Annotated in this window: 14 protein-coding genes; 7 read left to right on the top strand and 7 right to left on the bottom strand. The window is 60.3% G+C overall.

Translation table 11 applies throughout. From position 1 onward, the window contains the following. Nucleotides 1–47 precede the first annotated feature (47 nt). A complete protein-coding gene (locus AC1DX3_RS03590; protein ID WP_476987858.1) occupies nt 48–854 on the top strand; it encodes a glycoside hydrolase family 16 protein in 807 nt (268 codons plus the stop codon). Here the strand turns inward: AC1DX3_RS03590 and AC1DX3_RS03595 are convergent. Then, on the bottom strand, nt 851–1,432 hold the full coding sequence (locus AC1DX3_RS03595) for a hypothetical protein (protein ID WP_476987859.1): 582 nt from the start codon (nt 1,430–1,432) through the stop codon (nt 851–853). The genes AC1DX3_RS03590 and AC1DX3_RS03595 overlap by 4 nt on opposite strands. 91 nt (nt 1,433–1,523) lie before the next feature. Here AC1DX3_RS03595 and AC1DX3_RS03600 point away from each other — a divergent pair, with 91 nt between their 5' ends. From AC1DX3_RS03600 to AC1DX3_RS03625, 6 genes are all read left to right on the top strand, one after another. Further along, a complete protein-coding gene (locus AC1DX3_RS03600; RefSeq protein ID WP_476987860.1) occupies nt 1,524–2,258 on the top strand; it encodes a class I SAM-dependent methyltransferase in 735 nt (244 codons plus the stop codon). After that, nucleotides 2,258–3,112: an N-formylglutamate deformylase gene (gene hutG / locus AC1DX3_RS03605; protein WP_476987861.1), complete on the top strand. Its 855-nt coding sequence runs from the start codon at nt 2,258–2,260 to the stop codon at nt 3,110–3,112. The genes AC1DX3_RS03600 and hutG overlap by 1 nt, the downstream gene beginning before the upstream one ends. Before the next feature lie 12 nt (nt 3,113–3,124). Continuing rightward, entirely contained in the window at nt 3,125–4,033 is a 909-nt protein-coding gene (locus AC1DX3_RS03610) for a bifunctional 5,10-methylenetetrahydrofolate dehydrogenase/5,10-methenyltetrahydrofolate cyclohydrolase (protein ID WP_476987862.1), read from the top strand. After that, nucleotides 4,034–5,275, top strand: coding sequence for an NAD(P)/FAD-dependent oxidoreductase (locus AC1DX3_RS03615; RefSeq protein WP_476987863.1), 1,242 nt, complete (start codon nt 4,034–4,036; stop codon nt 5,273–5,275). A 79-nt stretch (nt 5,276–5,354) separates the two neighbouring features. After that, the gene (locus AC1DX3_RS03620) at nt 5,355–6,068 is read left to right on the top strand and encodes a CoA transferase subunit A (RefSeq protein WP_476987864.1); all 714 of its coding nucleotides are present in this window, start codon (nt 5,355–5,357) and stop codon (nt 6,066–6,068) included. Next, entirely contained in the window at nt 6,068–6,709 is a 642-nt protein-coding gene (locus AC1DX3_RS03625) for a 3-oxoacid CoA-transferase subunit B (RefSeq protein ID WP_476987865.1), read from the top strand. The genes AC1DX3_RS03620 and AC1DX3_RS03625 overlap by 1 nt, the downstream gene beginning before the upstream one ends. Nucleotides 6,710–6,765: 56 nt before the next feature. On the opposite strand, the gene AC1DX3_RS03630 is transcribed toward AC1DX3_RS03625, so the two are convergent. From AC1DX3_RS03630 to AC1DX3_RS03655, 6 genes are all read right to left on the bottom strand, one after another. Then, on the bottom strand, nt 6,766–7,446 hold the full coding sequence (locus AC1DX3_RS03630) for an ABC-type transport auxiliary lipoprotein family protein (protein ID WP_476987866.1): 681 nt from the start codon (nt 7,444–7,446) through the stop codon (nt 6,766–6,768). Then, on the bottom strand, nt 7,443–8,378 hold the full coding sequence (locus AC1DX3_RS03635) for an MlaD family protein (RefSeq protein WP_476987867.1): 936 nt from the start codon (nt 8,376–8,378) through the stop codon (nt 7,443–7,445). Before AC1DX3_RS03635 ends, AC1DX3_RS03630 begins: the two co-directional genes overlap by 4 nt. Before the next feature lie 4 nt (nt 8,379–8,382). Beyond that, nucleotides 8,383–9,171 (bottom strand): ABC transporter ATP-binding protein, encoded by a 789-nt coding sequence (locus AC1DX3_RS03640; RefSeq protein WP_476987868.1) that lies wholly within the window; start codon nt 9,169–9,171, stop codon nt 8,383–8,385. Then, nucleotides 9,171–10,376: an MlaE family ABC transporter permease gene (locus tag AC1DX3_RS03645; protein ID WP_476987869.1), complete on the bottom strand. Its 1,206-nt coding sequence runs from the start codon at nt 10,374–10,376 to the stop codon at nt 9,171–9,173. Before AC1DX3_RS03645 ends, AC1DX3_RS03640 begins: the two co-directional genes overlap by 1 nt. Before the next feature lie 153 nt (nt 10,377–10,529). After that, nucleotides 10,530–12,680, bottom strand: a complete 2,151-nt coding sequence (locus AC1DX3_RS03650) for an amidohydrolase family protein (protein WP_476987870.1) — start codon at nt 12,678–12,680, stop codon at nt 10,530–10,532. A 61-nt stretch (nt 12,681–12,741) separates the two neighbouring features. Next, a complete protein-coding gene (locus AC1DX3_RS03655; RefSeq protein WP_476987871.1) occupies nt 12,742–12,924 on the bottom strand; it encodes a hypothetical protein in 183 nt (60 codons plus the stop codon). Nucleotides 12,925–13,090 lie beyond the last annotated feature (166 nt).

Genomic DNA, 13,090 nt, shown 5'->3' on the forward strand with positions numbered 1-13,090 from the left:
AAACCTGCCAAACTCGTTAAACATTACGAGAAAACAGGAAGCATGTCATGAGGTTCGCCCTTTTACTGACCGCCGGTTTGCTGCTGGCTCCCGCCGTCAATGCCCAGGACGTGCCTGCCGGCTATCACTTGGTGTGGGCCGATGAATTTGACAAGGGCGGCGCACCGGACCCGGCGAAATGGAGTTACGACACCGACCGCAACAAGGAAGGTTGGTGGAACAACGAAGCGCAATATTACGCCGCCAACCGTCCGGAAAATGTCCGGATCGAAGACGGTAAGCTCATCATCGAGGCGCGCAAGGAAGACCTCAAGGCGATGGACGATTGGGGTGGCCAGCACTACAGCTCCGGCAAGCTGGTTACCGGCGACAAGGCCGAATGGACCTATGGCTTCTTCGATGTGCGCGCGAAGTTGCCGTGCGGCGTCGGTCAATGGCCGGCTATCTGGCTGCTGGGCAAGGGCGAATGGCCCAATACCGGCGAGATCGACATCATGGAGGAGGTTGGCTTCGAGCGGACGACCATCTATGGGACGCTTCATTCCGTCGCAAGCGAGACCGATCATGTGCACCAGGGCGGCAAGATCGAAGTTCCCGACCTGTGCACGGCCTTCCATAACTACCAGGCCGAATGGACGGCAACCGGCATCACCTTCCTGGTCGATGACAAGGCCTATTACCACCTCGACAAAGCGGCAGGCGATACCGAGAGGCAATATCCCTTCACGACACCGGAATATATGATCCTGAATGTCGCCATCGGCGGCGCCTGGGGCGGCCAGCACGGCATCGATGACAATGCGCTGCCGGCCCAGATGCAGGTCGACTATGTCCGGGTCTATCAGAAGCCTTAAGGCGTAACCGTACCCAGTTCCAGCTTGTTGAATTCGACCTCGCCAGTCGACACCGAAACACTGATGCCGGTTATCGCCTGACCGACATCGGCTTTATGATGCTCGAAACCCTGGCCGCCCATGCTCGCGACGGCCTTATCGTAGGTGTCGACGCTGATTTTGCCATCGGCCGTCCAGGCAATTTTCAAATCGAAGGGTTCGGCAAACTCTGGGCCCATAATTATGAGCTCACGCCCGGTCTCATCACGGCCCTTATAGGTCGTCACAAAACCGATCAGGGGACCGCTCTTGGGTAAGGCTGAGAAGTCAACCCTGGCGCTCACGTCACCAGCCGTTTCCAGGGTTATACGAAAAGACGGCGCATAGTCCTTGCTCTTGCCCTTGCGCGCGAAGGTGATGTACGCTTGCAGGGCGTTGATGTCGGCTACATCCTTGGTTTCCCACAGCGAGAAATTGCCGTCGCCGGTATCCATGTCCAGCAAGTAGCTGCCGTGTGGCGCAGCCTGGAATGTCCCGGCGTGTGCTCCACTCGCGGCCAAGGCAAAAGCTGCAACCATGGCCAAAATTTTGAATTTCATCATGTCCCCCCTGAATGTTGTTTGAACGCTAGGGCTGGGTCTCGTGCCTGTCAACTCTTTCGCAGCGCTCCCGATCGCGTTATTGTCAACCATGTCCGACTATTTCTCCGCCATCGCCGCAGATTACGCCAAGTCCCGCCCGACCTATCCGCCCGCGCTGTTTGCATGGCTGGGCAATCAAGTGCCGCACCGCGATCTCGCTTGGGATGCCGGGGCAGGCAACGGCCAGGCGTCGTTGGCCCTGGCCGAGCATTTCAGGCAAGTCATTGCTACCGATATCAGCGCTGAGCAACTCCAGGCGGCACCGGCCTGTGACAACATCAGCTACGGCGTCGGCGAATTAAGCGGCCTGGCGAATGTCTCCGCTGATCTGGTTACGGTTGCGCAGGCCCTGCACTGGTTCGACCTTGACGCCTTCTACGCCGAAGTGCGCCGGGTCCTGAAGCCCGGCGGGGTGTTGGCTGTTTGGACCTATAATATCCTGACCGTCGCCGATCAGCCGGCCATCAATATCGAGCTCAACCATTTCTACGACGACATTGTCGGCCCATATTGGCCACCCGACCGCCGACACGTCGAAAACGGCTATGCCGAACTGGCCTTTCCTTTCGCCCAGATCGTGACGCCACGTTTCGCCATGCAGGCCGAGTGGTCGCTCGATCAATTGCTGGGCTATCTGAAAAGCTGGTCGGCAACCGCCCGCATGCACAAGGCGACGGGCGTCAACCCGGTCGACGACTTGACCGGCTCGATACGGCAAGCGTGGGGTGATCCGGCGATTGTGCGCACGATTCTGTGGCCGTTGACGGTGAAGGCCGGGCGCTGATGCCTCTTGACACCGCGCCTGTCCGCCGGTCATCTGGTTTCATGGTCAACCATCCCGACACGGACGAAGTCCCCCTGTTCGATTACCACAACGGCGACAGCCCGCTAGTGATCGCCGCGCCCCATGTCGGCACCCATATCCCAGCCGATATCGCGGCGAAAATGAATGCCGCCGGCCTGGCCGTACGTGAGACCGACTTCCACGTCCACCGCCTCTTCGACTTTGCCCGCGATTTGAACGCCACCACCCTTTTCGCCACCCATTCGCGCTACGTTATCGACCTCAACCGCGATCCCGAAGGCCAAAATCTTTACCCCGGCAAGTTCGAAACCGGACTGTGCCCGATCAGCGATTTCGACCAAAATCCGATCTATCCAGAGGGCCACAATCCGTGCGCCGCCGAGATCGATTTTCGCCGCGACAGCTATTGGCACCCCTATCACAGGCAGTTGCGTCAAGCGCTCGACGCCGCCCTGGCGCGCCACGGCAAGGCCTTGTTGATCGACGCCCATTCCATCCGTGGCGTCATCCCCAGCCTGTTTGACGGCCGCCTGCCCGACCTCAATTTCGGCACCAATAGTGGGCAAACGATGACGCCAGCGCTGCTCGACGTCCTCGACGCCGAGCGCAGCAAGATCGACGCCTATAGCCATGTCCGCGACGGGCGCTTCAAGGGCGGCTACACAACGCGCCATTACGGCCGGCCGGAAAACGGCATCCAGACCCTGCAAATCGAAATTGTCCAGGACTGCTACCTAGACACTGCCAGCCCGCATCTGTATGACGCAGGCATCGCAGCTCCCTTGAGTTCTACGCTCCGCCCGCTGGTCGAGGCCCTGCTCAAGGCTCTCTGAACCAGGACAGCTATGACCAATTCACATCGCGGCAATATCATCGATGGCGCCGGCTACGCAGCCGCCTTGCGCGAACGCCTGGCCGGCCATGTCGCGGCGCTGAAAGCAGCCCACGGCAAGACGCCCTGCCTGGTCGTGGTCATCGTCGGCGAGGATCCTGCCAGCCAGGTCTATGTTCGCAGTAAGGGCGAGCAGACTCAAGCCGTTGGCATGGAATCACGGACGATCCGCCTGCCCGACACCACCGCAGAGTCGGAGCTTCTGGCCATTATCGACGAATTGAACCGCGATCCGGTCGTCAACGGCATTCTGGTGCAATTGCCTCTACCCAAGCGGATGTCGTCCTTGAAGGTTATCGACGCCATCCATCCCGACAAGGATGTCGATGGCTTCCACGTCATTAATGCCGGCAAGCTGGCGGTCGGCCTCGACGGCATCGTACCGTGCACGCCATTGGGCTCGCTGATGCTCCTCAAGGACGCCATGGCAACCTATAGCGATGCCTTCGCAGGCAAGAATGCGGTCATCGTCGGGCGCTCCAACATCGTTGGTAAACCGATGGCGCAACTGCTGCTGGCCCAGGACTGCACGGTGACGATCGCGCACTCCAAGACCAAGAATCTCAAGGACCTGTGCCTGACCGCCGATATCCTGGTCGCCGCGGTCGGTCGTGCGAAATTCATTCCCGGCGACTGGGTCAAGGACGGCGCCTATGTTATCGATGTCGGTATCAATCGCATCGAGGTCGATGGCAAAAACAAGCTGTGCGGCGACGTCGATTTCGATGGCGCCAAAGAGCGTGCCCTGGCCATCACGCCGGTGCCGAAAGGCGTCGGACCGATGACCATTGCCTGTCTGCTCAACAATACGATCAAGGCCTTCTGCCTGCAAAACCACTTCGCTGTTCCGGAAGGCGTCTAAATGACGGATCGTGGCAGCCAAGGTGTCGTTATCATCGGCGGCGGTCATGCCGGCGGCGCGGTCGCTGGCTTTTTGCGGCAGTATGGTTATGCGGACTCCATCACCCTGATCGGCGCCGAGCCCTACCTGCCCTATCAAAGACCACCTCTGTCCAAGGCCTGGTTGAAGGGCGAAGCAGCGTTGGACGATCTGTATCTACGCGGCGATACCTTCTATACGGATCAAGGCATTGACGCACGTACCAACACCTGTTGTGACGCCATTTTGCCCGATCAAAAAACAGTCGTCCTAACGTCCTGCGATCATGTCTATTACGATCATTTGATCCTGGCCACCGGCTCAAAAGCGCGGCCGTTCGACATCCCGGGTAGCGACCGCGTCCCGCACCATCTGCTCCGGACGCTGGACGATGCCGAGGCCCTGAAGAACGCCCTGCAGCCGAGTCGCCATATCGGCTTGATCGGCGCCGGCTATATCGGCCTTGAAGTCGCAGCCTCCGCCCGCCATCTCGGTTGCGAAGTCACGGTTTTCGAGCGCGAAAGCCGGATCTTGGCCCGTGTCGCGTCCGAGCCCCTGTCGCGATTTTACAGCGACACGCATAGCGCACGCGGCGTCAAATTCGTCACAGAGGCTTTTCTCAGCCATCTGTCCCTTGGCGATGGCGACAAGAAGGTCGTCCACCTCAATGACGGCACCGCGCATGATTTCGACCTCATATTGGTCGGTATCGGCGCCCTGCCCTGCGACGACCTTGCCCGCATGGCCGGCCTCGACTGCGGTAATGGCATTGTGGTCGACGAACAAGCGCGCACCAGTGATCCCGCCATCTTCGCCATCGGCGACGTAACCTCCCGCACCCTGCCCTTTTATGACGGCCGCTTMCGCTTGGAGAGCGTGCCCAACGCCCTGGAACAGGCCAAGCAGGCGGCTGCCGCCATTACCGGGCATAAGCCCCCGGTGGTCGAGACTCCATGGTTCTGGTCCGATCAATACGAGTTCAAGCTGCAGATCGCCGGTCTGTTGCGCCCCGGGACTCATGCCGTCCTGCGCGGCCATCCGGAAAGCGGCGCCTTCAGCGTGTTCCATCTTGACGACGACGGTCATCTGAAAACCGCTGAATGCGTCAGCCGTCCCGCCGACTTCATGGCCGCCAAACTGTTGATCGCCAAGGGCGTCGCGCTGGACGAAACCGTCGTTGCCGACCCTAGCGCTTCGCTCAAACCTTACTTCCAGGCGACATAAATTCAACACCTGTTCAAAATCATTCGTGACTTCGCTCYGCAAACCGACTATGACGCCTCAAAACCCATAAGAGGACCCCATGCCGACCTCACCCAAAGTCTATCCTGACGCCGTTTCGGCGATGAAAGGCCTCACCTTTGACGGCATGACCGTCATGTCCGGCGGCTTCGGCCTGTGCGGCATTCCAGAAAACCTTATCGCCGCCCTGCGCGATTCTGGCGCTACCGGTTTGACGGTTATTTCCAACAATGCCGGAGTCGATGGCTTCGGCTTGGGTCAGCTTTTGACCACCCGCCAGATTCGCAAGATGATCAGCTCCTATGTCGGTGAAAACAAGGAATTCGAGCGCCAATATCTCGCCGGCGAACTCGAACTGGAGTTCAATCCGCAAGGCACCCTCGCCGAACGCATCCGCGCCGGCGGCGCGGGTATCCCTGGCTTCTATACCGCCACCGGCGTCGGCACGGTCGTCGCCGACGGTAAGGACATCAAGAACTTCAATGGCCGCGACTATGTACTGGAAACCGGCCTTGTCGCCGACCTGTCGATCGTCAAGGCGTGGAAAGGCGACGCCCGCGGCAATCTCATCTTCCGCAAGACGGCGCGTAACTTCAACCCGATGATGGCCACAGCCGGCAAGGTCTGCATCGCCGAGGTCGAGGAAATCGTCCCTGTCGGCTCGCTCGATCCCGACAATATTCACACGCCCGGCATCTATGTCGACCGCATCGTGCAGGCGACTTTTGAAAAGCGCATCGAACAACGCACCGTGCGAGCGAGGGAGACCGTCTAATGCCTTGGACACGTGAACAGTTAGCGGAACGCGCTTCAAAGGAATTGAAGGACGGTTTCTACGTCAATCTCGGCATCGGCATCCCGACCCTGGTCGCCAACTATATTCCCGAAGGCATGACGGTCACCTTCCAATCGGAAAACGGCATGCTGGGCATGGGCCCGTTCCCGTATGATGACGAGGTCGATCCCGACCTGATCAATGCCGGCAAGCAGACGGTCACCGAGCTGCCGGAAACCTCCTTCTTCTCGTCGTCCGACAGTTTCGCCATGATCCGCGGCGGCCATATCGACCTGACGATCCTGGGCGCCATGGAAGTGGCCGAAAACGGCGATATCGCCAACTGGATGATCCCGGGCAAGCTGGTCAAGGGGATGGGCGGCGCCATGGATCTGGTCGCCGGCGTCCGCCGCGTCGTCGTGGTCATGGAACACGCCAACAAGCATGGCGAATCGAAGGTGCTAAAGGCGTGTACCTTGCCGTTGACCGGCACCAAGGTCGTCGACGTCATCATCTCGACCTTGGGTGTTTTCGACGTCAAGCCGGACGGTTCGGGCCTGGTTCTCAAGGAACTGGCGCCGGGCGTCACGCTTGAGGACGTCGCGGCGCAAACCGAGGCCGCCTACGAGATCGCATTGTAAGCTGCCTCACAAAGATACGAAAATGGCGGCTCCGCAAGAGCCGCCATTTTTTGTTCCTACAGGCCCTCGGCCTTTTGCTTGCCGTTGTCCGGTATCTGGGTCATCGGCGTCGCCGGTTCAGCCAAAGGGGCCAGGGTGGCCTGACTGAAGGCGATCAAGTCGCTGACTGCCGCCGTCGTCGCCGAATTATAAGCATCGACCATGACTTCCATATTGTTGCGCTTGGTGGCGATCTCTTCGGTGATGAACTTCTGGCCCACCACCGCCTTATCGCTCATGCGGATGATGCGGGCGTCGAGCGCCACCGACACGGTCGGTTTGTTGCGCGTGTAGACGGTTTCGAACTTGCGCACGGCGACATCCAGGCGATACGGCGCCAGGGTCACGCCTTTCGTATCCAGCCGCACCTGCCCGCCCGAGCGCGCGAAACCTTCGCTGACCGCATCGTTGAACAAGGCCTGAGCGGGCGCCGTCCAGCGTGCCTGGGCGACATAGGATATTTCATTGTCCTCGACCGTGGTAACGCGGTCGCCGCCACTATCGGCCGGAAATTGGATCGAACCGAGCGACAAGGCCACCGGGATCGCCGCCGTCGGTGGCACAGCCTGGCCTTCCGGCGGCGCATAACCAAAGCGATAAAGGGTCACCGGCTTGGTCTTGGGCAGGACATTGATACAGCCGCTCAAGCCAAGGCTCAGCACAGCCGATATCGTAACGAGTTTCAGTATCCGGCTCATTGCGAAACCTTTCTTTCCTTGGCGACGGGCTTGTTGATCAGCTCTTGCGGGCTGGCATTGACCGAATCGACCAGTGTTTTCAGCGAGGCTGAGGCATCGTTGAGATTGTGCAGCGACTCCTGCAATTCCGGCAGGGTCGTTTGATTGACCTGGTCGACCGGCCCCTTGATCGAGTCGGCAAGGGCTGACACGTGATCGGCTGCAGTTGCCAGTTTTTGCGTGGCGGCGTTGATCTGATCCATGGTCTCGGGCAGCTTGTCGCTGGCCACACCGTTCACCGAATGGGCCAATTGCGTCACGGCATCGGCCGCTTGACCGGCGCTGATCACGGCCTCATGGGTGTCGTCGATCAGTTGCTGCTGATCCTTCAACTGGGCCGTAAGGCTCTCGAGATTATCGAGGCTGTCGGAGAAGGTCTTGATATTGCGATCCGACAGCAGCCGATTGACGCGGTTCAGGCTCTCATAGGTGTTTTCGATGACCGAACCCGACCCCGACAGCAGTTTCGACAGGGCGCTTTCGACGCTGTGGATCACCGGCGGAGGGCCGTTGGGCACGTGTTTCAACAGCGGCGCCTTGGCCGAACCGGGCGAAATCTGCATGTAGTAAAGGCCGGTAATACCTTGCGGTTCCAGCGACGCCACCGAATCCACCCGCACGGGCGTCGTCGAGTCCAACTGGACGCGGGCGATAACCTGGTGGGTATTGGCGTTACCGAGGCGCAGGCCGGTGACTTCGCCGACCTTGATACCGTTGAAATGCACTTCCGCGCCCTTGGTCAAACCGTCGACCGGGGTGTTGAATTCGACGTCGTAGGTGCCGAAACTACGGTTGAAGTCGAATTGAATGAACCAGAAGGCGAAGACGACCAGGATCAGGGCGAGGACAAAGGTCGCGAGGCCGACAAGTGCATAGTGAGCTTGGCGTTCCATGGGGTTAAGCCTTCAATCTGCCGCGCGGACCATGAAAATATTCATGGATCCACGGATGGGTTGATTTTTCCAATTCCGCGACCGGTCCCTTTTCCGCCACATGACGATCAGCCAGAACAGCGATTTCGTCACAAATGGCGTAGAGACTATCAAGATCGTGGGTAATCATAAAGACGGTAAGGTCCAGGCTGGCGGCCAGTTCCTTGATCAGTTGGTCGAAGGCCGCGGCACCGATGGGATCGAGCCCGGCGGTCGGTTCGTCGAGAAACAGAAGTTCGGCGTCGAGCGCCAGGGCGCGCGCCAGGGCAGTGCGTTTGATCATGCCACCGGACAGTTCCGACGGCATCAGGTCGGCCGAACGCAACGGCAAACCGACCAGCGACATTTTCAGCATGGCGACGCGGCGGGCTTCGCGTGGGCTCAGGCGCGAAAACTCCATCATCGGCGTCATGATGTTCTCGGCGACCGACAGGGTCGAAAACAGGGCGCCGCTCTGGAACAGGACGCCGGTCTTGGCCTGGACCTGACGCAGTTCCTTGTCGCTCAGCCCCTTCAGTTCCTTGCCGAAAAGATGAATATCGCCGCCTCTGGGTTTTTGCAGACCGAGGATCGAGTTGAGCAGCACGGTCTTGCCGGAGCCCGAGCCGCCGACCACGCCCAGAACCTGGCCGCGTTTGACGGTCAGGTCGAGATCTTCGTGGATGACATTGCTGCCGAACTGATTGCGCAATCCCGTAATGACGATGGGATCGACCTGTGATGTGTCCAGCGGGGGTAAGGGTCTGCGGCGCATCAGAAGACAAACCCGTTGAACAGGATGGCGAACATGGCGTCGATCATGAAGACGAGGAAGATCGACTGGACCACCGCGGTCGTCACCTGACGGCCCAGCGAAATGACGTCGTTCTTGACGGTCATGCCGAGGCGGCAGCCGACAATGGCGATGGTGACGGCAAAAACCGGGGTGCGGATCATACCGACGAACAGGTTGACCGACGGCACATAGTCATACAGCCGCTGGACGAAGAATTCCGGGCCAAGACCCAACGAACCCCAGATGGCCAGCATGCCGCCCAGCATACCGCTGAGCGCGCCGATAAAGGTAATCAGCGGCGTCATGATGGTCAGGGCGACCACGCGCGGCAGGACCAGGGCTTCGTACGGGTCGATCCCCATGACGCGCATGGCGTCGATTTCCTGGTTCATCTTCATCGAACCGATTTCGGCGGCGAAGCCCGAGGCGCTGCGGCCGGCGATCAGCACGGCGGCGATAACCGGGGCGAATTCACGCATGACGCCGATACAGACGAAATCGACCGAAAACACCGCTCCACCATAGACCTTCAGCGACAACACCATCAGGAAGGCCAGGACGGCGCCGACAAAGGCATTGGTCAGGGCAACGATCGGAATGGCTTCGAGGCCGGCACGCTGCATAATGTTGAACAGGGCGGCCCAGCGCACGCGCGACGGCCGCACGATCGAAATCATCAACAGGGTCGTGATGTGCCCCATGAAGATCGACTGATTGATGAAGCCGCGCCAAAAGGCGGTCATCAGCTTGCCGAGGCCGATCAGGCTGAGATAGATCGGATGCAGCCAGAATTTCGGCTTTTCCGGGTTTTCGACGTCGTAGGTGTCGAGTGATGGAACATGGTCGCCGACCAGGCGGTACAGGCGCTGATAATTGTCGTGACCGGCGAAAATATCGCCCTCGGCCCGATCGCCGATCACCACCTTGAGCAGATAGGCGCCGGCCGTATCCAGCGCCGCCAGGCTATCGGCCTCAACCCGCACCTTGGCGTAGGGCTTCAGCGCCTTGGTCAGGCGGTCCGTCATGCCGTCGATCTGGGTGACGACCCAAGGGCCGGTCAGGTGCAGGACGGCCGCTTTCCCCGCCTCTCCCCCGTCCACGACTGGGCCTTCGCCCTTGTCCGGGGCGTCCACGCTGAAATCGGCCTTGGTCGGCTTCGCGTTGGCAGGTGACCTGGATGACAAAAGAGACTCAGCTTTCCATGCGGACGTACAATCCCTTCATACATGAAGGAAATTGATAAATAGGCAATAGCGAACGCTCAAAAAGTGTACGGCTGCGTACAGTTTTTATGTATGATCGTTACAATGTACGTTTGCCCGCCTATCTCAACGCCCCTATTTTGGCGGTCCCGAAAAGCCCGACGCCGTCCGTAGCGCATCGGCGTCCATCAAAACGCCGCCCATCATCACCCAGCGCGTGTGGCGGGTGTCGCCGATGTTTTGTGACGGATCGCCCGCGACCAGCACCAGATCCGCCGTCTTGCCGACCGTGATGGAACCTGTGCGGTCCGCCGCCCCGACCAGTTTGGCCGGTTCCAGGGTGGCGGTCTCCAGCGCTTCGGCGGGCGTCATGCCGGCAGCGACATAGAGTTCCAGTTCGCGTACCAGTTCCAGCCCACTGCCGTCGGTGCCAGCGACGATCGGAACACCAGCCTTGTGCAGGGACAGGACCAGGGCCGCCAGCTTGGCATAACTGGCCTGATAATCCGCCCGCGTATAGCCGTCAGCGACAGCGAATCCGCCCTGCTTGAAATTGCGTTCGATCGCCGGCGGCAGGGTCCCGGCAAAGGCCGCATAGGCCGGCGACATCTGACCTGCCACCGCGGACAGCAGGCCTTCCGGCACGACAAGCGTGGGGTCGACGCCGATATGCCTGGCACCCATTTCGTTGATGAGGCTCTTCATCGGTTCGGCGTTGAGATCGACATCCTTGGCGTATTTGCCGATGCCCTGAAAGCGGGCGATACCGTTGGAATGGTCGACGACATCCTGGGGCATGGCCTGCATCATGACGAAATAAATATGAGTGATTTCGTCATAACCGTCGGCGATCGCGTCGGTCGGTCGCATGCCGGCCGGCAGATGGCCGTGGACATGCAGGCCCAGGCGGTGAGCTTCGTCGGCCGTCGCCTTGACCCAGGATGGATCGAAGGTGCCATAGATCTTGATGGCGACGAACCCGTCCATCTTGGCCTTGTCGACCGCGGCGATGGCCTGGTCCTGCGACTGGACGATGGTGGCGATTTGGGCGGAGTTCGGCCCCTTGCCGTCCAGCAGGACCGACGGATAGATGTTGGGCATCAACAAGTCGCCCTTCGCTCGCCGCGCTGCCCGCGCCAAGGTCAAGGCGTTATCATTGCCGGGATCGCGGCCGGAGGTGATGCCGAGCGCCAGCAGCATGGGTCCGGCGAAATCGTCGCTGACATGTTGATGGGCATCCCACAGACCAGGCAGCAGGGTCATGCCATGGCCATCGATGGTCTTGATCCCTTGCGGGACAAGGACCGTATCGGCAGCACCGGCCGCCGCGATCAAGCCGTTGCCGGTCACCACCGTCTGATCGGCCAGGAAGCGCTGCCCCACCGAATCGTAGACCTCGACATGGGTGAAGGCGACTGGCGCCGATGCCTCGGGCGTCATGAACTGATGGGCGATGGCCGGGCTTTGCAGGGCCAGAGCATCGTCCTGGGCCTTGTTCAGGGTCGCCAGCGCGCCTTCATAACCCTCGGGCAGCATGGACAAACCGCCGATACTGGCGAAGAACTTGCCGTCCTCACCGGCCCATTCGACAATGGGGGCATTGTTCAAACCGGTAATGGCATAGGCGATGACGGTCTTCAGCGTCTTGCCCTGACCGACGGACAGGCGTGTTATCTCCTCGGCGTGCGCCTTACCGCCCGGCAGCAGGGCCAGGCTCCTGTCCGGCGCCGCCAGCAGAGCTTCCAGCAAGGCGGCGTTGCCGCCGAAGGTCCCGCCCTGAGTGACATAAAAGGCGGGTTTGTCATAAACGGCGGTCCCCGCGTCGATCGGGCTTTTCCAACTGGCCTGGCCTTTGACGACGTCGAAGGTTTCGGCGGCATCGCCCTGGGGGCTGACACCGCGGATGGCAATGTGGCTCGGCATACCGTCAGTGCCCAGGGTGATGGTCTGTTCAAGATCCCACACCTGCCCGCGCAACAGGATATTGTCGCGCGAAACGATCCGCCCTTTGTCGTCTTTCCAGATCGAGTCATGGCCGTGAACGCCGGCTATCGACATGATGGTGAAATGCTGGGCCTTTTTTGGTGGCGTCGCGAGGCCGGCATCCGCCCCCGTCTCCTGCGTCTTACCCGCGACCTTGGTTACCGCCTGAACCACGGTCTGAAACAGGCCTGGAGGCGGCGTTTGTGGCGGTGCGGGCGGGGTTATCTGGCTATGGGCACCCGTCGCCAGGATCAAGCTCCCGACCACGCCATACGCAACGGAACGCAAAACGGACTGGACCATGACGGCCTCCCCTGGGAAAGGGAAACCATGCCGCAGTTACGGAGCTTTCACAAGACTGCAGTCATGCACCCTGTCGCAGGAGATTTTCGACATATCGGCGGCCCAGCATGGCCGCCTTCAACAGCTCGGCCAGGTCGTTCCTGGCGTCGGAAGGCGCAATCTCGCCGGCTTCCATCTTGTTAAACACCGTGGCCAGATAGCAGTTGACCGCGTCTTCGCTCTCAAAATCGACAACTCTTGTCATGGTACAGATCCCAGTACGGGCGGCGATTATGTCCGCCTCGTTACACAAGCCACCTGTTACACCTTAACAGCGCCGAAATCGTGGCCGATCCGCGGCATATCAAGGGCTAATCTTGAGCTCACACACCGCATGGCTCACCGCATCAGCGGCGGCGGGCGCTCGCCCG

The organism is Asticcacaulis sp. P2_B1 (assembly GCF_056404915.1).